Origin of the sequence: Streptomyces albidochromogenes (assembly GCF_005981925.1) — a bacterium.
Classification (GTDB): domain Bacteria; phylum Actinomycetota; class Actinomycetes; order Streptomycetales; family Streptomycetaceae; genus Streptomyces; species Streptomyces albidochromogenes.
The window spans coordinates 1-23,062 of record NZ_VBVX01000082.1 but is presented as its reverse complement, the minus strand read 5'-3'; the positions used below and the strand labels follow the sequence as shown (position 1 = coordinate 23,062).

General features: G+C 71.0%; 18 protein-coding genes. 17 read left to right on the top strand and 1 reads right to left on the bottom strand.

Going from position 1 to position 23,062, the window contains the following annotated elements; genetic code table 11:
• Window positions 1–8 precede the first annotated feature (8 nt).
• The 14 genes from E2E34_RS13635 to E2E34_RS13565 all read left to right on the top strand — a co-directional run bounded on the left by E2E34_RS13635 (window position 9) and on the right by E2E34_RS13565 (window position 16,318).
• Window positions 9–1,982, top strand: a complete 1,974-nt coding sequence (locus tag E2E34_RS13635; RefSeq protein ID WP_167518284.1) for a peptidoglycan D,D-transpeptidase FtsI family protein — start codon at window positions 9–11, stop codon at window positions 1,980–1,982.
• Window positions 1,983–1,995: 13 nt separating this feature from the next.
• A complete protein-coding gene (locus tag E2E34_RS13630; RefSeq protein WP_138902169.1) occupies window positions 1,996–3,696 on the top strand; it encodes a UDP-N-acetylmuramoyl-L-alanyl-D-glutamate--2,6-diaminopimelate ligase in 1,701 nt (566 codons plus the stop codon).
• The gene (locus tag E2E34_RS13625) at window positions 3,693–5,108 is read left to right on the top strand and encodes a UDP-N-acetylmuramoyl-tripeptide--D-alanyl-D-alanine ligase (protein WP_138902168.1); all 1,416 of its coding nucleotides are present in this window, start codon (window positions 3,693–3,695) and stop codon (window positions 5,106–5,108) included. Before E2E34_RS13630 ends, E2E34_RS13625 begins: the two co-directional genes overlap by 4 nt.
• On the top strand, window positions 5,105–6,175 hold the full coding sequence (gene mraY, locus E2E34_RS13620; protein WP_138895413.1) for a phospho-N-acetylmuramoyl-pentapeptide-transferase: 1,071 nt from the start codon (window positions 5,105–5,107) through the stop codon (window positions 6,173–6,175). The genes E2E34_RS13625 and mraY overlap by 4 nt, the downstream gene beginning before the upstream one ends.
• A complete protein-coding gene (murD, locus tag E2E34_RS13615; RefSeq protein WP_138902167.1) occupies window positions 6,172–7,590 on the top strand; it encodes a UDP-N-acetylmuramoyl-L-alanine--D-glutamate ligase in 1,419 nt (472 codons plus the stop codon). The genes mraY and murD overlap by 4 nt, the downstream gene beginning before the upstream one ends.
• Before the next feature lie 59 nt (window positions 7,591–7,649).
• A complete protein-coding gene (gene ftsW / locus E2E34_RS13610; protein ID WP_138902166.1) occupies window positions 7,650–9,050 on the top strand; it encodes a putative lipid II flippase FtsW in 1,401 nt (466 codons plus the stop codon).
• Window positions 9,051–9,056: 6 nt separating this feature from the next.
• A complete protein-coding gene (gene murG, locus E2E34_RS13605; RefSeq protein WP_138902165.1) occupies window positions 9,057–10,151 on the top strand; it encodes an undecaprenyldiphospho-muramoylpentapeptide beta-N-acetylglucosaminyltransferase in 1,095 nt (364 codons plus the stop codon).
• Window positions 10,152–10,188: 37 nt separating this feature from the next.
• Window positions 10,189–11,004 (top strand): cell division protein FtsQ/DivIB, encoded by an 816-nt coding sequence (locus E2E34_RS13600; RefSeq protein ID WP_138902164.1) that lies wholly within the window; start codon window positions 10,189–10,191, stop codon window positions 11,002–11,004.
• A gap of 272 nt (window positions 11,005–11,276) precedes the next feature.
• Window positions 11,277–12,500, top strand: coding sequence for a cell division protein FtsZ (gene ftsZ, locus E2E34_RS13590; RefSeq protein WP_138902163.1), 1,224 nt, complete (start codon window positions 11,277–11,279; stop codon window positions 12,498–12,500).
• A gap of 23 nt (window positions 12,501–12,523) precedes the next feature.
• A complete protein-coding gene (pgeF, locus tag E2E34_RS13585) occupies window positions 12,524–13,231 on the top strand; it encodes a peptidoglycan editing factor PgeF (RefSeq protein ID WP_138902171.1) in 708 nt (235 codons plus the stop codon).
• A 3-nt stretch (window positions 13,232–13,234) separates the two neighbouring features.
• Complete coding sequence (locus tag E2E34_RS13580) at window positions 13,235–13,954, top strand: YggS family pyridoxal phosphate-dependent enzyme (RefSeq protein WP_138902162.1); 720 nt, start codon at window positions 13,235–13,237, stop codon at window positions 13,952–13,954.
• Between the two features lie 140 nt (window positions 13,955–14,094).
• Window positions 14,095–14,712 carry a cell division protein SepF gene (locus E2E34_RS13575; RefSeq protein ID WP_138895420.1) on the top strand — a complete coding sequence of 206 codons (618 nt, stop codon included), beginning with the start codon at window positions 14,095–14,097 and terminating at the stop codon, window positions 14,710–14,712.
• 69 nt (window positions 14,713–14,781) lie between these two features.
• Complete coding sequence (locus E2E34_RS13570; RefSeq protein WP_138902161.1) at window positions 14,782–15,066, top strand: YggT family protein; 285 nt, start codon at window positions 14,782–14,784, stop codon at window positions 15,064–15,066.
• 49 nt (window positions 15,067–15,115) lie between these two features.
• The gene (locus E2E34_RS13565) at window positions 15,116–16,318 is read left to right on the top strand and encodes a DivIVA domain-containing protein (RefSeq protein WP_138902160.1); all 1,203 of its coding nucleotides are present in this window, start codon (window positions 15,116–15,118) and stop codon (window positions 16,316–16,318) included.
• 249 nt (window positions 16,319–16,567) lie between these two features.
• Here E2E34_RS13565 and ileS read toward each other — a convergent pair whose 3' ends face one another.
• Window positions 16,568–19,711, bottom strand: a complete 3,144-nt coding sequence (gene ileS / locus E2E34_RS13560) for an isoleucine--tRNA ligase (protein ID WP_138902159.1) — start codon at window positions 19,709–19,711, stop codon at window positions 16,568–16,570.
• 564 nt (window positions 19,712–20,275) lie between these two features.
• Between ileS and E2E34_RS13555 the strand changes: the two genes are divergently transcribed.
• The 3 genes from E2E34_RS13555 to E2E34_RS13545 all read left to right on the top strand — a co-directional run bounded on the left by E2E34_RS13555 (window position 20,276) and on the right by E2E34_RS13545 (window position 22,740).
• Window positions 20,276–21,088: a TraR/DksA family transcriptional regulator gene (locus tag E2E34_RS13555; protein WP_138902158.1), complete on the top strand. Its 813-nt coding sequence runs from the start codon at window positions 20,276–20,278 to the stop codon at window positions 21,086–21,088.
• A gap of 96 nt (window positions 21,089–21,184) precedes the next feature.
• Window positions 21,185–21,781 (top strand): signal peptidase II, encoded by a 597-nt coding sequence (gene lspA, locus E2E34_RS13550; RefSeq protein WP_138902157.1) that lies wholly within the window; start codon window positions 21,185–21,187, stop codon window positions 21,779–21,781.
• Between the two features lie 17 nt (window positions 21,782–21,798).
• A complete protein-coding gene (locus E2E34_RS13545; protein WP_138897745.1) occupies window positions 21,799–22,740 on the top strand; it encodes an RluA family pseudouridine synthase in 942 nt (313 codons plus the stop codon).
• Window positions 22,741–23,062: the final 322 nt, after the last annotated feature.

The window sequence follows — 23,062 nt, the reverse complement described above, 5'->3', positions numbered from 1 at the left end:
GTGACGCAGTGCCCCCCCAGGAACCACCGCGCCGCCGCGTGCCCGGCCCCGGGCGGCCGCGCAGCGGCGGGCGCCCCAAGCCTCCCGCGCGCCCCGCGCCGCGCCGCCCGGTGGCGCGGCCGCGCCCCGCTCCCAAGGCCGCGCGGTCCCTGGTGCTCGGCAGCCCCCGGCCCCGGCTGCGGCTGGTCGGCGTGGGGCTCACGCTGGTCATGCTGGCCTTCGTCGTGCGGCTGCTGCAGGTCCAGGCCGTCGGCGCCAGCACGTACACGGCCAAGGCGGAGAAGAACCGGTACTCCAGCTCCACCCTCGCCGCCGAGCGCGGCCAGATCACCGACCGCGGCGGCATCGCGCTGGCCACCAGCGTCGACGCGCACGACATCACGGCCGACCCGTCGATGTTCACCGCGGAGTTCAGCAAGGTCCCGGACGCCCCCGAGCAGGCCGCTGCGCTCCTCGCGCCGATCCTGCGCAAGGACGCCGGCGACCTGGCGAAGAAGCTGCGGGCGCCCAAGAGCAAGTACGCCGTCCTGGCCCGCCGCCAGACGCCGCAGATCTGGAACCAGATCAAGGACCTCAAGAGCGTCTTCGCCGAGAAGGCCGGTGCCCAGAAGCTGAAGGGCGGCAAGGGCGTCAACGTGCTCGCCGGCGTCTTCCAGGAGGCCAGCAGCAAGCGGGTCTACCCCAACGGCGACCTCGCCGCCGGGATACTCGGTTACGTCAACGCCGAGGGCAAGGGCGCGGGCGGCCTGGAGACCCAGCTGGACGAGGAGCTCGCGGGCAAGGACGGCGAGATCACGTACGCCCAGTCCGGCGGCCGCAGGGTGCCCACCGTGGGCGCCCGCGAGGTGCCCGCCGTCCCCGGTTCGGACATCGAGCTGACCATCGACCGCGACATCCAGTGGGCGGCCCAGGACGCCATCAGCGAGCAGGTGCGCAAGTCCGGGGCCGACCGCGGCTACGTGATAGTCCAGGACACCCGCACCGGCGAGGTCCTCGCCATGGCCAACGCGCCCGGCTTCGACCCGAACGACCTCTCGCAGGCCGACGCGGCCGCCATGGGCAACGCGGCCCTCCAGGACGCGTACGAACCCGGCTCCACCGCCAAGGTCATGTCCATGGCCGCGGTGCTGGAGGAGAACGCCGCCGCGCCCGGCACCCACGTCGTCGTACCGAACCGGCTGCACCGCGGCGACCGGCTGTTCAAGGACGACATCGACCACCCGACCTGGTACCTCACGCTCAACGGCGTCCTCGCCAAGTCCAGCAACATCGGCACCATCCTGGCGACCGAGCAGCTCGGCAAGACCCGGCGCGAGGCCAACCAGGTCCTCCACTCCTACCTGAGCAAGTTCGGCCTCGGCCGGCCCAGCGGCCTCGGATACCCGGGGGAGACCTCGGGCATCCTGGCCAGGCCGAAGGACTGGAGCACGTCGCAGCAGTACACGATCCCGTTCGGACAGGGGCTGTCGCTCAACGCCATGCAGGCGGCGTCCGTCTACTCGACGATCGCCAACGGCGGCGTACGGATCCAGCCAACACTCGTGCGCGGCACGAAGGGGCCCGACGGCCGCTTCACCCCCGCCCCGGCGCCCAAGAAGACCCGGGTGGTCAGCGAGAAGACCGCCAAGACACTGGCCACCATGCTGGAGTCGGTCGTGGACGACGAGGAGGGTACGGGCACCAAGGCCCGTATCCCGGGCTACCGCGTCGGCGGGAAGACCGGCACCTCCAACCGGGTGGATCCGGCCACCGGACGCTACAAGGGCTACACCGCGTCCTTCGCCGGATTCGCGCCCGCCGACAAGCCGCGCGTCACCGTCTACTGCGCCATCCAGAACCCGACGAGGGGGAGCTACTTCGGCGGCCAGATCTGCGGACCCATCTACAAGCAGGTGATGGAGTTCGCCCTCAAGACCCTCCAGGTCGCACCGACCGGCAGCAAGCCCGCCCGGCTGCCGGTGTCCTTCACACCCGGCGAGTGACTCAGGACCACCAGTGACAACCATCACCCAGAACCCGGGGAACCACGAAGACCCCGACGCGGGCCGGCACCCCTCGTTTAGCGGGGGGCCGGGTACGCCCGGTACGCTCACCGCCGTGCCACACGCTGATCAGTCCCAAACCACCCAGAAGGACGCCCCGGTGACCTACCCCGGAGCGCCCCGGCCGGTCAAGGTCCACCCGACACCCCTCGGGGAGCTGGCCGAACGGCTGGGTGTCGAGGCCCGAGCCGACGAGAGCGCGGCCGAGGTCACCGGCATCACGCACGACTCCCGCGCGGTCAGGCCCGGCGACCTCTACGCCGCCCTGCCCGGGGCGCGCCTCCACGGCGCCGACTTCGCCACACAGGCGGCGGGTCTCGGCGCGGCGGCGATCCTCACCGACCCCACCGGCGCCGACAGAGCCGCGGCCACGGGCCTGCCGGCCCTGGTCGTCGAGGACCCGCGCGGCCGGATGGGTGAGCTCGCCACCGAGATCTACGGCCACCCCGGCGACGCCCTGCTCCAGCTCGGCATCACCGGCACGTCCGGCAAGACCACCACGGCGTACCTCGTCGAGGGCGGTCTGCGGGCGGCCGGCCGCAGGACCGGCCTCATCGGCACGGTCGAGATGCGCATCGGCGACGAGCGCATCAAGTCCGAGCGCACCACCCCCGAGGCCACCGACCTCCAGGCCCTGTTCGCCGTGATGCGTGAACGCGGTGTCGAGGCGGTCGCCATGGAGGTGTCCAGCCACGCGCTGGTGCTCGGCCGGGTCGACGGCTGCGTCTTCGACGTCGCGGTCTTCAACAACCTGAGCCCCGAGCACATGGAATTCCACTCCGACATGGAGGACTACTTCCAGGCGAAGGCACGTCTCTTCACCCCGGAACGCAGCAGGACCGGCGTCGTGAACTTCGACGACGAGTACGGCCGCAGGCTCCTCACCGAGTCGGGCGTCCCGGTCACCTCCTTCTCCGCCGAGGGCCACCCGGACGCCGACTGGCACGCCGAGGGCGTCGAAGTCGGGCCGTTCACCAGTACGTTCACCGCCGTCGGCCCCAAGGGGGAGCGGATCACCGCGACCGCCCCGCTGGCCGGCCCGTTCAACGTCGCCAACACGCTCGCCGCGATCGTCACGCTCGCCGTCGCCGGCGTCGACCCGCAGACCGCCGCCGACGGCATCGCCGCCGTCCCCGGCGTGCCGGGCCGCCTGGAGCGGGTGGACGAGGGGCAGCCGTACCTCGCCGTGGTCGACTACGCCCACAAGACGGACGCTGTCGAATCGGTCCTGCGCGCGCTGCGCAAGGTCACCGAGGGCGAGCTGCACATCGTCCTCGGCTGCGGCGGCGACCGCGACAAGCAGAAGCGGCCCTCGATGGGCGCCGCGGCCGCCCGCCTCGCCGACACGGCCGTACTGACCTCCGACAACCCCCGCTCCGAGGACCCCCTCGCGATCCTCGCCGCGATGCTCGCGGGTGCCGCGGAGGTGCCCGCGCACGAGCGCGGCGACGTGCTGGTCGACGCCGACCGGGCCACGGCCATCGCGGCGGCGGTCGCCCGCGCCAAGCCCGGCGACACCGTGCTCGTCGCCGGCAAGGGCCACGAGCAGGGACAGGACATCGCCGGAGTGGTACGCCCCTTCGACGACCGCCAGGTGCTCCGCGCCGCCATCCGCAGCGCCGGATCGCTCCACGACAGCGGGGTGACCCCGTGATCGCACTCTCCCTCGCAGAGATCGCCGGCATCACCGGCGGGCAGTCGCACGACATACCGGACAGCGGCCTCCAGGTCACCGGGCCGGTCGTCATCGACTCCCGCGAGGTGAAGCCCGGCAGCCTGTTCGCCGCCTTCGCCGGCGAGAAGGTCGACGGCCACGACTACGCGGAGCGCGCTGTGGCCGCCGGCGCGGCGGCCGTGCTGGCGACCCGGCCCGTCGGCGTGCCCGCCGTCGTCGTGGACGACGTCACCGAGGCGCTGGGCGCCCTGGCACGCGCCGTCGTCGAGCGGCTGGGCACGAAGGTCGTCGCCCTCACCGGCTCGGCCGGCAAGACGTCCACCAAGGACCTGATCGCCCAGCTGCTCCAGCACAAGGCGCCCACGGTCTGGACGCCCGGCTCCCTCAACAACGAGATCGGCCTGCCGCTGACCGCCCTGCGCGCGACCGCGGAGACCGAGCACCTGGTCCTCGAAATGGGCGCCCGCGGCATCGGCCACATCCGGTACCTCACCGGGCTGACCCCGCCGCACATCGGCCTCGTACTGAACGTCGGAACCGCCCACATCGGCGAGTTCGGCGGCCGCGAGCAGATCGCCGAGGCCAAGGGCGAGATGGTCGAGGCGCTGCCGTCCGCCGACGCGGGCGGCGTGGCCGTGCTCAACGCCGACGACCCGCTCGTACGGGCCATGACGTCCCGCACCAAGGCCCGCGTGCTGCTCTTCGGCGAGGCCGCAGATGCGGACGTACGGGCCGAGAACGTCCGGCTGACCGAGAGCGGACAGCCTGCCTTCATCCTTCACACACCCACCGGGTGCAATGACGTGACCATGCGGCTGTACGGTGAGCACCACGTGTCGAACGCGCTCGCCGCGGCCGCCGTCGCCCATGAGCTGGGCATGTCCGTCGACGAGATCGCCACCGCGCTCTCCGAGGCGGGCACGCTGTCCCGCTGGCGCATGGAGGTCACCGAGCGTCCTGACGGCGTGACAGTCGTCAACGACGCCTACAACGCGAACCCCGAATCCATGCGAGCCGCCCTGCGCGCGCTCGCGGCCATGGGCCAGGGGCGTCGTACGTGGGCGGTGCTCGGACAGATGGCCGAGCTGGGTGACGATTCGCTCGCCGAGCACGACGCGGTCGGACGGCTCGCCGTCCGGCTCAACGTCAGCAAGCTCGTGGCAGTCGGGGGCAGGGAAGCGTCCTGGCTGCAGCTGGGCGCTTACAACGAGGGTTCGTGGGGTGAGGAGTCGGTGCACGTGTCCGACGCGCAGGCGGCGGTCGACCTGTTGCGCAGTGAGCTGCGTCCGGGAGACGTCGTGCTGGTGAAGGCTTCCAGGTCGGTCGGTCTCGAGCGGGTCGCGCAGGCGCTCCTCGACCACCGCGCCGAGGGTGAGGTCGCCGGCCGATGAGGCAGATCCTCTTCGCGGGAGCCATTGGGCTCTTTCTGACCCTGATCGGCACTCCGCTGCTGATCAAACTGCTGGCCCGCAAGGGATACGGGCAGTTCATCCGGGACGACGGACCGCGCGGCCACCACGGCAAGCGCGGTACGCCGACCATGGGCGGCATCGCCTTCATCCTGGCCACGCTCATCGCGTACGCCCTGGCGAAGGTGATCACCGGCGAGAAGCCGAGCGTCTCCGGTCTGCTGGTGCTCTTCCTCATGGCGGGCATGGGCCTGGTCGGCTTCCTCGACGACTACATCAAGATCGTCAAGCAGCGTTCGCTCGGCCTGCGGGCCAAGGCGAAGATGGCCGGACAGCTGATCGTCGGCGTCGCGTTCGCCGTGCTGGCCCTGCAGTTCAAGGACGTGCGCGGCAACGCCCCGGCGTCCACCCGGCTCTCCTTCGTCCAGGACTTCGGCTGGTCCATCGGCCCGGTGCTGTTCGTGGTCTGGGCGCTGTTCATGATCCTGGCGATGTCGAACGGTGTGAACCTCACCGACGGCCTCGACGGTCTGGCCACCGGCGCGTCCGTGATGGTCTTCGGCGCGTACACCTTCATCGGTCTATGGCAGTTCCAGGAGTCGTGCGCCGACGCGCCGAGCCTGACCAACCCCGAGGCCTGTTTCGACGTACGAGATCCACTCGACCTCGCGGTCGTCGCCGCCGCCCTCATGGGTGCCTGCTTCGGCTTCCTGTGGTGGAACACCTCGCCCGCCAAGATCTTCATGGGCGACACCGGCTCGCTCGCCCTCGGCGGCGCCCTCGCGGGTCTGGCGATCTGCTCGCGCACCGAGTTCCTGATGGCGCTCCTCGGCGGCCTGTTCGTCCTCATCACGATGTCCGTCGTGATCCAGGTCGGCTCGTTCAAGCTGACCGGCAAGCGCGTCTTCAAGATGGCGCCGCTCCAGCATCACTTCGAACTCAAGGGCTGGTCCGAAGTCCTTGTGGTGGTCCGCTTCTGGATCATCCAGGGCATGTGCGTGATCATCGGCCTCGGACTCTTCTACGCGGGCTGGGCGGCCGACAAGTGACCGAAGCGACCTGGACCGGCAAGCGGGTGACCGTCGCGGGTCTCGGTGTCTCGGGGATCCCCGCAGCACGTGTGCTGCGGGGCCTCGGGGCCCACGTCACCGTCGTCAACGACGGCGACGACGAGCGCTCGCGCGCCCAGGCCGCCGAGCTGGAAGCCCTCGGCGTCACCGTGCGCCTCGGCGACGGCGCGACCCTCCCCGAGGGCACCGAGCTCGTCGTCACCGCGCCCGGCTGGAAGCCCGACAAGCCGCTGTTCCTGGCCGCCGCCGAGGCGGGCGTGGAGATCTGGGGCGACGTCGAGCTGGCGTGGCGCCTGCGCGGCCCCGACGCCGCCCCCTGGCTGGCGGTCACCGGCACCAACGGCAAGACCACCACCGTGCGCATGCTGGCCTCCATCCTGGAGGCCGCCGGCCTGCGTACCGCCGCCGTCGGCAACATCGGCGTATCGCTGCTCGACGCCGTCCTCGGCGACGAGAAGTACGACGTCCTGGCCGTCGAGCTCTCCAGCTACCAGCTGCACTGGGCGCCCTCGCTGCGCGCCCACTCCGCCGCCGTGCTGAACCTCGCCCCCGACCACCTCGACTGGCACGGCTCCATGGCCGCGTACGCCGCCGACAAGGGCCGGGTCTACGAGGGCAACCAGGTCGCCTGCGTCTACAACGTCCAGGACCCCGCCACCGAGGACCTGGTCCGCGAGGCCGACGTCGAGGAGGGCTGCCGCGCGATCGGCTTCACCCTCGGGCCGCCGGCGCCCTCCCAACTCGGCGTCGTCGACGGCATCCTGGTCGACCGCGCCTTCGTCGCGAACCGGCAGAAGAACGCGCAGGAGCTGGCCAGCGTCTCCGACGTGAATCCGCCCGCCCCGCACAACATCGCCAACGCCCTCGCGGCGGCGGCCCTCGCCCGCGCCTACGGCGTCGAGCCCGCCGCCGTGCGCGACGGACTGCGCGCGTTCCGCCCCGACGCCCACCGCATCGAGCACGTCGCGGACGTCGCCGGTGTCGCGTACGTCGACGACTCCAAGGCCACCAACACGCACGCCGCCGAGGCCTCCCTCGCGGCGTACGACCCGATCGTGTGGATCGCGGGCGGCCTCGCCAAGGGCGCCACCTTCGACGAGCTCGTGAGGAAGTCCGCGAAGCGGCTGCGCGCCGCCGTCCTCATCGGCGCCGACCGCGCCCTGATCCGCGAAGCCCTCGCGCGACACGCGCCCGAAGTACCGGTGGTCGACCTCGACCGGACCGACACTGGGGCGATGTCGGCGGCGGTCCGGGAAGCGGCGCGGCTCGCGCGGCCCGGGGACACGGTCCTGATGGCCCCGGCCTGCGCCTCCATGGACATGTTCACCAACTACAACAAGCGTGGTGAGGCATTCGCCGACGCCGTACGCGAGTTGGCTCCGGAGCGCGACTAGCGGACCGGTCCCCGCGCCACGGACCGGTCGGCGCAGCGCATGAGTGGAGGGGACACGAGATGTTGGCCGACGACATCGCCCCGCGCGGCCGCGGTGTGCTGCGCGGGCGCGCGGGGACGGCAGGCGCGCGGCCGGCGGGGACGCGCCCCGCCCGCCGTCCGTCCGCCGCCCGCCGCCGGGGCGGGTTCCTGAGCGGGCCGCCCGGCGAGAACCGCCTGCGCCGGCTGTACGAGCAGGCGCGGCGCACCTGGGACCGGCCTCTGACGGCGTACTACCTCATCCTGGGCAGCGCCCTGCTGATCACCGTGCTCGGGCTCGTGATGGTCTACTCCGCCTCGATGATCAAGGCGCTGGAGCTGTCGCTGCCCGCGTCGTACTTCTTCCGCAAGCAGTTCGTCGCGGCGGTCATCGGCACCGCCCTGCTGCTCGCCGCCTCCCGGATGCCCGCCAAGCTGCACCGCGCGCTGGCCTACCCGCTGCTGGCCGTCACCGTCTTCCTGATGGTGCTCGTCCAGATCCCCGGGATAGGAGTCGCCATCGGCGGCAACCAGAACTGGATCTCGCTCGGCGGCCCCTTCATGCTCCAGCCCAGCGAGTTCGGCAAGCTGGCCCTCGTACTGTGGGGGGCCGACCTGCTCGCGCGCAAGCAGGACAGGCGGCTGCTGACCCAGTGGAAGCACATGCTGGTGCCGCTGGTCCCCGTCGCCTTCCTGCTGCTCGGCCTGATCATGCTCGGCGGCGACATGGGTACGGCGATCCTCCTCACCGCGATCCTGTTCGGGCTGCTGTGGCTCGCGGGAGCGCCCACCCGGCTCTTCGCCGGCGTGCTCGGCTTCGCCGCCTTCGTCGGCTTCGTGCTCATCAGCAGCAACGCCAACCGGATGTCACGGCTCGCCTGCACCGGTGCGACCGACCTCGGTCCCAAGGGTGAATGCTGGCAGGCGGTGCACGGAATCTATGCTCTCGCCTCGGGCGGATGGTTCGGTTCCGGGCTGGGGGCAAGTGTGGAGAAATGGGGGCAACTCCCTGAGCCCCACACCGACTTCATCTTCGCCATCACCGGTGAGGAACTGGGTCTGGCGGGGACGCTGTCGGTACTCGCCCTCTTCGCGGCTCTAGGCTATGCGGGTATCCGCGTGGCCGGACGCACGGAGGACCCCTTCGTGAGGTACGCCGCGGGAGGTGTGACCACCTGGATCACGGCGCAGGCCGTGGTCAACATCGGTGCGGTGCTCGGTCTGCTGCCGATCGCCGGTGTCCCGCTCCCGCTGTTCTCGTACGGGGGCTCCTCCCTGCTGCCGACCATGTTCGCCGTAGGGTTGCTGATCGCCTTCGCGCGAGAGGATCCCGCTGCGAAGGCCGCCCTCGCCATGCGAAGGACCGTCCTTGGCAAAGGGGCCGGGGTGAGATGGAAGACGATGAGACGGCGCGTCAAGAAGCGTCCGTCCGGAGAGCGGTGAATTTCGGTGCATGTCGTACTCGCCGGTGGGGGGACCGCCGGCCACATCGAGCCCGCGCTCGCCCTCGCGGACGCACTGCGGAGGCAGGACCCGTCCGTGGGCATCACAGCCCTCGGCACGGAGCGTGGACTCGAGACCAGGCTCGTACCCGAGCGCGGCTACGAGCTCGGGCTGATCCCCGCGGTCCCGCTGCCCCGCAAACCCACCCCGGAACTGATCACCGTCCCCGGGCGTCTGCGCGGCACCATCAAGGCCGCCGAGCAGATCCTCGAACGCACGAAGGCGGACTGCGTCGTCGGCTTCGGCGGTTACGTCGCCCTGCCCGGCTACCTCGCGGCCAAGCGCCTCGGCGTGCCGATCATCGTCCACGAGGCCAACGCGAGGCCCGGTCTGGCCAACAAGATCGGCTCGCGCTACGCGCACGCCGTGGCCGTCTCCACGCCCGACAGCAAGCTGCGCGGGGCCCGCTACATCGGCATCCCGCTGCGCCGCTCCATCGCCACCCTGGACCGGGCCCGGGTCCGCCCCGAGGCGCGTGCCGCCTTCAACCTCGACCCGAACCTGCCGACGCTGCTGGTCTCCGGCGGCTCGCAGGGCGCGCGGCGCCTCAACGAGGTGATCCAGCAGGTCGCCCCGGTGCTCCAGCGCTCCGGAATCCAGATCCTGCACGCGGTCGGCCCCAAGAACGAAGTACCGCGCGTCGACAACATGCCCGGGATGCCGCCGTACGTCCCGGTACCGTACGTGGACCGGATGGACCTCGCGTACGCCGCGGCCGACATGATGCTCTGCCGCGCGGGCGCGATGACCGTCGCCGAGCTGTCCGCCGTCGGGCTCCCCGCCGCCTACGTCCCGCTGCCCATCGGCAACGGCGAGCAGCGGCTCAACGCCCAGCCGGTGGTCAACGCCGGAGGCGGTCTGCTGGTCGACGACGCGGCGCTGACGCCGGAGTGGGTGCAGAGCCAGGTGCTCCCGGTCCTCGCCGACCCGCACCGGCTGTTCGAGATGTCCCGCGCCGCCGCCGAGTTCGGCCGCCGGGACGCCGACGACCTGCTCGTCGGCATGGTGTACGAGGCGATCGCCGCACGCAGGGCCGGCTGAACGGCCCACCGACGCAGGTGCCAGGAGGCGACAGGCAGTGGCCGGACCGACGACCGCCCAGCGCGGTGAACGACAGGCGCGGGGGTCGTCGGCGGCCCGCCCGCCGCTCGGCCGTCCCGGTCGGGACGGCGCCGGCCGCCGGCTGCGACTGCCGGGGCGCGGCGTCCTGATCCTGGCGCTCGTCCTGACGGTCCTGCTGACGGCGGGCGGCGTCTGGACGCTGTACGGCTCCTCCTGGCTCCGCGTGGAGCGGGTGGAGGCGTCCGGCCCGCGGGTCCTGACGTCCGACGAGGTGCTGGAGGCGGCGGCCGTCCCGGTCGGCGCGCCGCTGATCTCGGTCGACACGGACGAGATCGAGGAGCGGGTGCGCCGGAAGCTGCTCCGCGTCGACACGGTGGAGGCCGTCCGCTCGTGGCCGCACACCCTCGCGCTGGACGTGACCGAACGAAAGCCGGTACTGCTCATCGAGAAGGGCGCGGGCTTCGTCGAAGTGGACGACGAGGGTGTGCGGTTCGCCACGGTCCCCAGAGCGCCCGCCGGCGTGCCGCTGCTGGAACTGGAGTCCGGCGACTCGCCGAGCCTGCGCCGGTTCGGCGCGGACCGGCTGCTGCGGGAGGCGGTACGGGTCACCGGCGACCTGCCGCGGTCCGTGGCGGGCGACGTGCGGACCGTTCAGGTCGGCTCGTACGACTCCATCACCCTGGGGCTCCACGGCGACCGTACTGTCGTCTGGGGCAGCGCGGAGCAGGGCCGGGCGAAGGCGCGCGCGCTGGAAGCCCTCATGAAAGCAGCTCCGGAGGCCGGGCACTTCAATGTCAGTGCGCCCACCGCCCCCGCCGTGTCGGGGAGTTGACGCTCATACGTGCTGGCCAGCACCCTGGTTGGCCAGCGATATGGGTGATCACATAGGGTGAAAAGAAAAACGGGAGGTTCGGCGTGTTCGTTGAACGTGCGCCACTTGTCGACTTAGTGTCCTGTTCGGAGAGTCCAAGGAACAGACACACTGGTAACCCTAAACTTCACCGTTAGGGTTCGGGTCGGCGTTCGGACCGTCCCAATCGGCATCAGTCGTCGCGGCGCTGCAACCCCGCGGCGGCACGTAACTCGAGGCGAGAGGCCTTCGACGTGGCAGCACCGCAGAACTACCTCGCAGTCATCAAGGTCATCGGTGTCGGCGGCGGTGGTGTCAATGCCATCAACCGAATGATCGAGGTCGGTCTCAAGGGCGTCGAGTTCATCGCGATCAACACCGATGCGCAAGCCCTGTTGATGAGCGACGCCGACGTCAAGCTCGACGTCGGACGTGAACTGACCCGCGGCCTCGGCGCCGGGGCCAACCCGGCAGTCGGCCGCAAGGCGGCAGAGGACCACCGTGAGGAGATCGAGGAGGTCCTCAAGGGGGCCGACATGGTCTTCGTCACCGCCGGCGAAGGCGGTGGCACCGGAACCGGTGGCGCCCCCGTCGTCGCCAACATCGCGCGCTCGCTCGGCGCCCTCACGATCGGCGTGGTCACCCGCCCGTTCACCTTCGAGGGCCGGCGTCGCGCGAACCAGGCGGAGGACGGCATCGCCGAGCTCCGCGAAGAGGTCGACACCCTCATCGTCATCCCGAACGACCGCCTGCTGTCCATCTCGGACCGTCAGGTCAGCGTGCTGGACGCCTTCAAGTCGGCGGACCAGGTCCTGCTGAGCGGCGTCCAGGGCATCACCGACCTCATCACCACGCCCGGCCTCATCAACCTCGACTTCGCCGACGTCAAGTCGGTCATGTCCGAGGCGGGTTCGGCCCTGATGGGCATCGGTTCGGCGCGCGGCGACGACCGCGCGGTCGCGGCGGCGGAGATGGCGATCTCCTCGCCGCTCCTGGAGGCGTCCATCGACGGCGCCCGCGGCGTGCTGCTCTCCATCTCCGGCGGCAGCGACCTCGGTCTCTTCGAGATCAACGAGGCCGCGCAGCTGGTGAGCGAGGCGGCCCACCCCGAGGCCAACATCATCTTCGGCGCGGTCATCGACGACGCCCTGGGCGACGAGGTACGGGTCACCGTCATCGCCGCGGGCTTCGACGGCGGACAGCCGCCGGCCCGCCGCGAGAACGTGCTGGGCGCCAGCTCGGGGGCTGCCGCCAAGCGCGAGGAGCCCGCCCCGTCCCGGCCGGCCGAGAGCTCGCGGCCGACCGGCGGCATCGGTACGGTTCCGCCGCGCGAGCGCGAGGAGCCGGCTCCGGTCCAGGCCGAGCCCGCACCGGTGGCCGAGCTGCCGAACACCCCGGTCTCGCCGCCGCACGTACCGCCGGCCCGGCCGTACGACAGCCAGGCCGAAGAGCTGGATGTCCCGGACTTCTTGAAGTGACCGTGCGGGACGACGCGATACACGTGGACGGCGCGCACTTCGCCTTCACCGACAGGTGGGGCGGGGTGAGCGCCGTTCCGTACGAGGAGCTCAACCTCGGCGGCGCGGTCGGTGACGACCCCGCCGCCGTGCTCGGCAACCGGGAACTGGCCGCCAAGTCGCTCGGGCTCGACCCGGGCCTGGTCGTCTGGATGAACCAGGTGCACGGCCGGGACGTCGCCGTGGTCGACGGCCCGTGGGGCGACGAGGTTCCGTCCGTCGACGCGGTCGTGACCGCGCGGCGCGGACTCGCGCTCGCGGTGCTCACCGCCGACTGCACCCCCGTTCTGCTCGCCGACCCCGTCGCCGGTGTCGCGGCCGCCGCTCACGCGGGTCGGCCCGGTCTGGTCGCGGGGGTCGTCCCGGCGGCCGTCGAGACGATGATCACACTGGGCGCCGATCCCTCCCGTATCACCGCGCGTACGGGCCCCGCCGTCTGCGGGCGCTGCTACGAAGTGCCGGACGGGATGCGGGCCGAGGTCGCGGGGGCCGTGCCCGCGGCGTGGTCGGAGACCAGCTGGGGCACGCCGGCCGTCGATGTGACCGCCGGAGTGCACGCGCAGCTCGAAGCGCTCGGCGTGCGCGACCGGCATCGGTCGCCGGTCTGCACCCTGGAGTCGCGCGACCACTTCTCGTACCGCCGGGACCGCACCACGGGGCGGCTCGCCGGATATGTCTGGCTGGATGGATAGGGCATGACGGACCGAAAGACTCAACTCGCCGCGAATCTGGCGCGGGTGGAGGAACGTATCGCCACCGCGTGCGCGGCGGCGGGGCGGGCACGTGACGAGGTGACCCTGATCGTGGTCACCAAGACGTACCCGGCGAGCGATGTGCGGCTGCTCGCCGAGCTCGGCGTACGCCATGTCGCGGAGAACAAGGACCAGGAGGCGGCCCCCAAGGCGGCCGGATCGGCGGACCTGCCGGTCCGCTGGCACTTCGTCGGACAGCTTCAGACCAACAAGGTTCGTTCTGTGGCGAGTTATGCCGATGTGGTGCAGTCTGTCGACCGGGCGAAGCTCGTCACGGCGCTGTCGACGGCGGCGGTACGCGCCGAACGCGAGCTCGACTGCCTCATCCAGGTCGCCTTGGACGCGGAGTCGGGCGAGCGGGGGGAGCGCGGCGGCGTCGCGCCCGACGGCATCGAGGAGTTGGCCGCGAAGGTGGCCGAAGCCCCCGGTCTGAGGCTCGGCGGTCTGATGACCGTCGCACCGCTCGCCGGGCCGTACGCGGGTCGCGAACAGGCCGCGTTCGAGCGGCTGATGGAATTGTCATCCAGCCTGCGCTCGGCTCATCCTGCTGCGAACATGGTGTCGGCAGGGATGAGTACGGACCTCGAGCAGGCCGTGGCCGCCGGAGCGACACATGTACGCGTCGGTACTGCGGTACTCGGAGTCCGACCCCGGCTCGGGTAACGTCGCGAAGCAAGTCGGACCACAGCAGAAAATATGGTCATTCCCACTGATAGGTGGGCGGGCCGAGTGGATCGCGGGCACTTGGTGACGCTGAACATGGGCAACAAGGGCGATCCACCACAGAGCGGAGGACTCAGAGAATGGCCGGCGCGATGCGCAAGATGGCGGTCTACCTCGGCCTCGTGGAGGACGATGGTTACGACGGCCGGGGTTTCGATCCCGATGACGATTTCGAACCCGAGCCGGAGCCCGAGCGGGAGCACCGCCGGCACCAGCCCCCGCACCAGGAGCGGCACGAAGAGCCGGTCCGCGTGGTGCAGCCGCCCGCGCAGCGTGAGCCTGCGCCCCACCCCGCTCCGCTCGCCGCGGAAATCGGACGACCGGCACGTATCGCCCCCGTGGCATCCATCACACCTGAACGTCCGAACCTGGAGAAGAACGCACCGGTGATCATGCCCAAGGTCGTGTCCGAGCGGGAGCCCTACCGCATCACCACGCTGCACCCGCGGACGTACAACGAGGCCCGTACCATCGGGGAACACTTCCGCGAGGGCACTCCGGTGATCATGAACCTGACCGAGATGGACGACACTGACGCGAAGCGACTTGTCGACTTTGCGGCGGGTTTGGTCTTCGGTCTGCATGGCAGCATTGAACGAGTGACGCAGAAGGTGTTCCTGTTGTCGCCTGCTAACGTCGATGTCACGGCGGAGGACAAGGCCCGTATCGCAGAGGGCGGCTTCTTCAACCAGAGCTGAGACACGACACCGGAACGAACCCGGCCGGGAGGCCGGAGCCACGAGAGCACGGGGAGAGGGAAGCGCGAGATGAGCGTCGCACTACAGGTGATCTACATCGCGCTGATGTGCTTCCTGATCGTCCTGATCTTCCGGCTGGTCATGGATTACGTCTTCCAGTTCGCGCGCTCATGGGAACCCGGCAAGGCGATGGTGGTCGTTCTGGAGGCCACCTACACTGTCACCGATCCACCGCTCAAGCTTCTGCGGCGGTTCATTCCGCCGCTGCGTCTCGGGGGCGTGGCACTCGACCTGTCCTTCTTCGTTCTGATGATCATCGTTTACATCCTGATCAGCATCGTGATCAGGCTGTGAGCGATACGGTCTTGCCGACTGCCGACGACTACGTAGAGGTGAAGTAGAGATGCCGTTGACCCCCGAGGACGTGCGGAACAAGCAGTTCACGACCGTCCGCCTCCGAGAAGGCTATGACGAGGACGAGGTCGATGCCTTCCTCGACGAGGTCGAAGCTGAACTGACGCGCCTGCTGCGCGAGAACGAGGATCTTCGCGCGAAGCTGGCCGCCGCGACGCGTGCCGCCGCGCAGAACCAGCAGCAGCAGGGTATGCGCAAGCCGCCGGAGCAGCAGGATCGTCCCGGCGCGCCCGTGCCCGCCGCCATATCCGGCCCGCCGGTCCAGCAGCAGCCGCCGCAGATGGGTCCGCCCCAGCTGCCCGGTGGCGCGCCGCAGCTGCCCGCCGGCCCCAGCGGCCACGGTCAGCAGGGCCAGCACGGCCAGGGCCAGCACGGCCAGGGCCAGCTCGGCCAGGGTCCGCAGGGCCAGCACGGTCCCGGCCCGATGGGGCAGGGCCCCATGGGTCAGGGGCAGATGCAGGGCCAGATGGGCCAGGGCCAGATGCAGGGCCAGATGGGCCAGGGCATGGGTGGTCCGATGGGCGGCCCCATGGGCGGTCACGGTCCGCAGCTCCCGCAGCCCGGCCAGGGCCCCGGCGGCGACAGCGCCGCTCGTGTGCTCTCGCTGGCGCAGCAGACCGCCGACCAGGCGATCGCCGAGGCCCGTTCCGAGGCCAACAAGATCGTCGGTGAGGCACGCAGCCGCGCCGAGGGTCTGGAGCGGGACGCCCGGGCGAAGGCCGACGCGCTGGAGCGGGACGCGCAGGAGAAGCACCGCGTGGCGATGGGCTCGCTGGAGTCCGCCCGCGCGACGCTGGAGCGCAAGGTCGAGGACCTGCGCGGCTTCGAGCGCGAGTACCGGACCCGTCTGAAGTCCTACCTGGAGAGCCAGCTGCGTCAGCTGGAGACCCAGGCCGACGACTCGCTGGCTCCGCCGCGGACCCCGGCGACCGCGTCGCTGCCGCCGGCCCCGCAGATGAGCGGGTCGATGGCGCCGGCCGGTGCGGGTGCGATGGGCCACTCCATGGGCGGCAACCCGTCCATGGGCGGCCACGGCGGCCCGTCCTCGAACGGACCGTCGTACGGCGGCCAGCAGCAGATGTCGCCGGCGATGACCCAGCCGATGGCTCCGGTCCGGCCGCAGGCACCGCAGCCGATGCAGCAGGCGCCGTCGCCGATGCGCGGCTTCCTGATCGACGAGGACGACAACTGACGGCCGTGCGCGCGCTGAGCGCGTAGCCGTCGGCAGGCTGAGGGCCGGGCCCCGGGGATTCTTCCCCGGGGCCCGGCCCTTTCGCGTGGGCGGACGCCGGCGGGGGCGGGGCGGGCCCGTTCCCCGCCCCGCCCCTTCCCGGAACCGGAGCAGGCCCGGGACTCCGGACGCCCGGCGGGCGTGTCCTCAAGCCCAGGGGAACGGCGAAGGGCCCGGCCGACACCGTCGGCCGGGCCCTTCGCCCGGGGATTACGCCTCGGTCTTGCGGAGGCGGAAGGTCAGGGACAGGGACTCGTCCGTGAACGGGTCGCCGTACGTGGCGTCCGCTTCCGTCGCGGCGAAGTCCAGCGCCAGGACCTCGTCCGCGATCAGGCCCGCGTGTTCGGTGAGGGCCTCCGCCGTCTCGGCGGACTCCGCCGACCAGCGGACGGCGATGCGGTCCGCGACGTCCAGGCCGCTGTTCTTGCGGGCCTCCTGGATCAGGCGGATCGCGTCACGGGCCAGACCCGCACGCCGCAGGCCGGGCGTGATCTCCAGATCGAGCGCGACCGTCGCGCCCGAGTCGGACGCCACCGACCAGCCCTCGCGCGGCGTCTCGGTGATGATCACCTCGTCCGGGGAGAGCGTGACCTTCTCGCCGTCCACCGTGACCGTCGCCGTGCCCTCGCGCAGGGCCAGCGAGAGCGCGGCGGCGTCCGCCTCCGCCACCGCCTTGGCCACCGCCTGGACGCCCTTGCCGAAGCGCTTGCCCAGCGCGCGGAAGTTCGCCTTGGCGGTCGTGTCGACCAGCGAGCCGCCCACCTCGGAGAGGGAGGCGAGCGAGGAGACGTTGAGCTCCTCGGTGATCTGCGCCTGGAGCTCGGGCGTCAGCGCCTCGAAGCCCGAGGCGGCCACCAGGGCGCGCGAGAGGGGCTGGCGCGTCTTGACGCCCGACTCGGCCCGCGTCGCGCGGCCCAGCTCCACCAGACGGCGTACCAGCGCCATCTGGCGGGAAAGGGTGGGGTCGATGGCCGAGAGGTCCGGCTCGGGCCACGTCGAGAGGTGGACCGACTCCGGGGCGTCCGGCGTGACCGGGACGATCATGTCCTGCCAGACCCGCTCGGTGATGAACGGCGTGAGCGGGGCCATCAGGCGCGTGACCGTCTCCACCACGTCGTGCAGCGTGCGCAGCGCCGCCTTGTCGCCCTGCCAGAAGCGGCGGCGCGAGCGGCGTACGTACCAGTTCGACAGGTCGTCGACGAAGGCGGAGAGCAGCTTGCCCGCCCGCTGGGTGTCGTACGACTCCAGGGCCTCGGTGACCTGGTCCGTCAGCGCGTGCAGCTCGGACAGCAGCCAGCGGTCCAGGACCGGGCGGTCGGCCGGGGCCGGGTCCGCGGCGCTGGGCGCCCAGCCCGACGTACGGGCGTACAGGGCCTGGAAGGCGACCGTGTTCCAGTACGTGAGGAGCGTCTTGCGCACGACCTCCTGGATCGTGCTGTGGCCGACCCGCCGGGCCGCCCAGGGGGAGCCGCCGGCCGCCATGAACCACCGGACCGCGTCCGCGCCGTGCTGGTCCATGAGCGGGATCGGCTGGAGGATGTTGCCCAGGTGCTTGGACATCTTCCGGCCGTCCTCGGCGAGGATGTGGCCCAGGCAGACGACGTTCTCGTACGACGACTTGTCGAAGACCAGCGTGCCCACCGCCATGAGCGTGTAGAACCAGCCGCGGGTCTGGTCGATCGCCTCCGAGATGAACTGCGCCGGGTAGCGCTGCTCGAAGAGCTCCTTGTTCTCGTACGGGTAGCCGTACTGCGCGAACGGCATCGAGCCCGAGTCGTACCAGGCGTCGATGACCTCGGGAACGCGCGTCGCCGTCAGCGAGCAGCCCTCGCTGGTGCACGGGAAGGTGACCGCGTCGATGTACGGGCGGTGCGGGTCCAGGGACGACTGGTCGGTGCCCGTGAGGTCGGAGAGCTCGGCCAGCGAGCCCACGCAGGTGAGGTGGTCGTCCTCGCAGCGCCAGATGGGCAGCGGGGTGCCCCAGTAGCGGTTGCGGGACAGCGCCCAGTCGATGTTGTTGTTCAGCCAGTCGCCGAAGCGGCCCTGCTTCACCGACTCCGGGAACCAGTTCGTCCCCTCGTTCTCGCGCAGCATCGCGTCCTTGACCGCGGTGGTCCTGATGTACCAGGACGGCTGGGCGTAGTAGAGGAGCGCGGTGTGGCAGCGCCAGCAGTGCGGGTAGCTGTGCTCGTACGGGACGTGGCGGAAGAGGCGGCCGCGGGCGCCCAGGTCCTCGGTGAGGGCCTCGTCGGCCTTCTTGAAGAACTGGCCGCCGACCAGGGCGACCTCCGGCGCGAACGTGCCGTCGGCGAGCACCGGGTTCACGACGGGCAGGCCGTACGCCCGGCAGGTCCTGAGGTCGTCCTCACCGAACGCCGGGGCCTGGTGGACCAGACCCGTGCCGTCCTCGGTGGTCACGTAGTCGGCGTTGACGACGAAGTGGGCCTCGGAGGGGAACTCCACCAGGGCGAAGGGGCGCTCGTAGGTCCAGCGCTCCATCTGCGCGCCGGTGAACGTCTGCCCGGTGGCCTCCCAGCCCTCGCCCAGGGACTTCTCCAGGAGGGGCTGGGCGACGACCAGCTTCTCCTCGCCGTTCGTGGCGACGACGTAGGTGACGTCGGGGTGGGCGGCGACCGCCGTGTTGGACACAAGGGTCCACGGGGTGGTCGTCCAGATCAGCAGCGACGCCTCGCCCGCGAGCGGGCCGGAGGTCAGCGGGAAGCGGACGAAGACCGAGGGGTCGACGACCGTCTCGTAGCCCTGCGCCAGCTCGTGGTCGGACAGGCCGGTGCCGCAGCGGGGGCACCAGGGGGCGACGCGGTGGTCCTGGACCAGCAGGTCCTTGTTGAAGATCTCCTTCAGGGACCACCAGACCGACTGGACGTACGACGGGTCCATGGTCCGGTACGCGTCGTCGAGGTCGACCCAGTAGCCCATGCGGGTCGTGAGCTCGGCGAAGGCGTCGGTGTGGCGGGTCACCGACTCGCGGCACTTCGCGTTGAACTCCGCGATGCCGTACGCCTCGATGTCCTTCTTGCCGTTGAAGCCCAGTTCCTTCTCGACGGCGAGCTCGACCGGCAGGCCGTGGCAGTCCCAGCCGGCCTTGCGGGCCACGTGGTAGCCGCGCATGGTGCGGAAGCGGGGGAAGACGTCCTTGAAGACGCGGGCCTCGATGTGGTGCGCGCCCGGCATGCCGTTGGCGGTGGGCGGGCCCTCGTAGAACACCCACTCGGGGCGTCCTTCGGACTGTTCGAGACTCTTCGAGAAGACCTTGTTCTCGCGCCAGAAATCGAGCACGGCGTGCTCGAGCGCGGGAAGGTCGACCTGGGCGGGCACCTGGCGGTACAGCGACATCGATTCCTCCGGCGGACTGTGACTTCCGTCGGAGGGACGAGAGCGCTGGGCTCCCGCGGTACCACCCTCCTTGGCCACGGGCGGTGCCCGTGACCCCCTCATTGGGGCAGCGATGCCGGTTCTACTGGCCCTGCGTCCGCGGGCGGGCCCACGACGCGGAGCGTTCTTCCGGCGGCTCAGGGGTGATGCTTCACGCCGCGCTCGCCGCCGGGCTCACACCGTCCCCGGATCGCTCTTGGCTGCGTACGACGCTACTCGTCCCCTTCGAGGCCTTTCGCTTCGGCCAGTGTACGGGCCGCGGGCCCGGAGGGCCGCCCGGTTTCCGCTCGGCCCTCCGGACGTACGCCGATAGCCCGAATGGCCATACACGCCGTCCCGTACCGCGCTCACGTCCTTCGGGGCGGATTACCGGGCGGAGAGCTGGGCACAACCGATGCAGGCTCGTCGCGCCCGGCACGCGGCGGGGCCGACCGGCGGCGTGCCCCGTTGCCGCGGGGCTGGAGTCGACTTATCGTCCCAGCACGATGCGCGAGCAAGATCACAATATGTGAAGGGGCCGCGGCCATGGTGGCTAAGAAGACCGCCGCACAGGGCGCAGACGGGACCGGCACGGCGGAGAACAGCGCCGTCGCGGACCAGCCCGTCGCGAAGAAGGCCGCTGCCAGGAAGAGCGCCGCGAAGAAGACGGCCACCGAGCGGACGGCCGTGCAGAAGACGACTGTGGCCAAGAAGGCCGCCGCGAAGAAGACCGTGGCGAAGAAGGCGGCACCGGCCGGTACGGCCAAGAAGGCACCTGCCGAGAAGGCGGCTGCGAAGAAGGCCGCTCCTGCGGCCAAGGGGGCGGCCCAGGCCGCGGAAGAGACAGGAGCCAAGACGGTGGTTGCGAAGAAGACAGCGAGCAGGTCCACGGCCGCCAAGAAGGCCGTGCCGGTCGCCGCCGCGGCGGCGGTGGCGTCTCCCGCGGTCGCCCCGGCGGCCCCCGGCGAACTCGCCGTACGGCCGGGCGAGGACCCGTGGACGCCGCAGGAGGTCGCCGAGGCGCGGGCCGAGCTGGAGAAGGACGTCGCCGGCCTGCGGGTCGAGATCAGCGCGTCGGAGGAGGCGGTGACCGGCCTGATGCGCGACTCCGGGGACGGCGCGGGCCACGACGAGGCCGACACCGGCACGAAGAACATCTCCCGCGAGTACGAGCTGGCCCTGGCCGCCAGCGCCCGTGAGCGCCTGGAGCAGACCGAGCGGGCCCTGGAGCGCCTCGACGCCGGTACGTACGGGCTGTGCGAGGTCTGCGGGAATCCCATCGGCAAGGCGCGCATGCAGGCGTTCCCGCGCGCCACGCTGTGCGTGGAGGACAAGCAGAAGCAGGAGCGCCGCTACTGACCCCGCGCCACCGGGGCTCCGACCGGGCGTCGACACCGTCCGTACGTGTGTGCCGTACCCTCGTGCTCAGTCAGGTACCTAGGTTGAGGGACTCACGTGGCAGAGGCGGAGCGCGTCATCGGTATGCCGGACACCCCTGAGGCCGGGGGAGCCGAGCCGGAGGAGTCCTCCGACGCGGCGGCCCCCGAGGAGCAGCCGGTGAGCAGGGGCAAGCGGAAGATCCCTGTGCTGTTCGGCGTGGCCCTCGTGGCCTACCTGCTGGACCTGGGCAGCAAGATGCTCGTGGTGGCCAAGCTGGAGCACCACGAGCCGATCGAGGTCATCGGCGACCTGCTGCGGTTCGAGGCGATCCGGAACGCGGGCGCCGCGTTCGGCATCGGCGAGGCTTTCACCGTCATCTTCACGGCGATCGCGGCGTCCGTGATCGTGGTGATCGCCCGGCTCGCGCGCAAGCTCTACAGCCTGCCGTGGGCCATCGCGCTCGGACTGCTGCTCGGTGGCGCGCTGGGCAATCTCACCGACCGCGTCTTCCGTTCGCCGGGTGTCTTCAAGGGCGCCGTGGTGGACTTCATCGCGCCGGCGAACTTCGCGGTCTTCAACCTCGCGGACTCCGCGATCGTGTGCGGCGGCATCCTCATTGTGATCCTGTCGTTCCGGGGTCTGGACCCCGACGGCACTGTCCACAAGGACTGACAAGGCATACTCGACGGGTGAGTACCATTCCCGAGTTCCGCACCCTGCCCGTTCCCGATGGCCTCGAGGGCGAGCGCGTCGACGCCGCCATCTCCCGGATGTTCGGGTTCTCCCGCACGAAGGCGGCCGAGCTCGCCGCCGCCGGGAAGGTCCAGGTCGACGGGTCGGTGGTCGGGAAGTCCGAGCGGGTCCGGGGCGGGGCCTGGCTCGAGGTGGAGATGCCGCAGGCCGCGGCCCCCGTGCAGATCGTGGCCGAGCCCGTCGAGGGCATGGAGATCGTGCACGACGACGACGACATCGTCGTCATCGACAAGCCGGTCGGCGTCGCCGCCCACCCCAGCCCCGGCTGGACGGGCACCACCGTGATCGGCGGTCTCGCCGCCGCCGGGTACCGCATCTCGACCTCCGGCGCCTCCGAGCGCCAGGGCATCGTGCACCGCCTCGACGTCGGTACGTCGGGCCTCATGGTCGTGGCCAAGTCGGAGCGGGCGTACACGCTGCTCAAGGCGCAGTTCCGGGACCGGGTCGTCGTGAAGAAGTACCACGCGCTGGTCCAGGGCCACCCGGACCCGATGAGCGGCACCATCGACGCCCCGATCGGGCGCCACCCCAACCACGACTACAAGTGGGCCGTGACGGCCGAGGGCAAGCCCTCCGTCACGCACTACGACCTGATCGAGGCGTTCCGGGCCGCGTCGCTCCTCGACATCAAGCTGGAGACCGGACGCACGCACCAGATCCGGGTGCACATGTCCGCGCACCGCCACCCCTGCGTGGGCGACACGACGTACGGCGCGGACCCGACGATGGGCAAGCGGCTCGGCCTGACGCGGCAGTGGCTGCACGCCATGCGGCTCGGCTTCGAGCACCCGTCGGACGGGCAGTGGGTCGAGTTCCAGAGCGCGTACCCGGCCGACCTGCAGAAGGCGCTGGACGTGATCCGCGCCGAGAGCGAGTGAGCGCCCTCCCGCGCACGCACCGGGCCAAGGGGCGCGCCTACTAGGCGCAGCTAAGAGCGGCACATGGGGCCACAGCACACCGCTGTGGCCCCTTTCCGTTGCCCCGTCAATCGTTAGGAAACTTTCCCAACACTCTTGACGGCAACTGTAAACAATCCTAACTTTCACGCGAACTCCCGTACCGGAACCCCCACCCGAAGGGAGCACGACCCCATGCGCAAACCCCTGCTCTTCGCCTCCGCGCTCGGCGTCCTCATGGCATTTCAGACACCGGTCGGCGCCGCCGAGGCCCCCGCCCCCACCCCCCCCCCCCCCTCTTCCC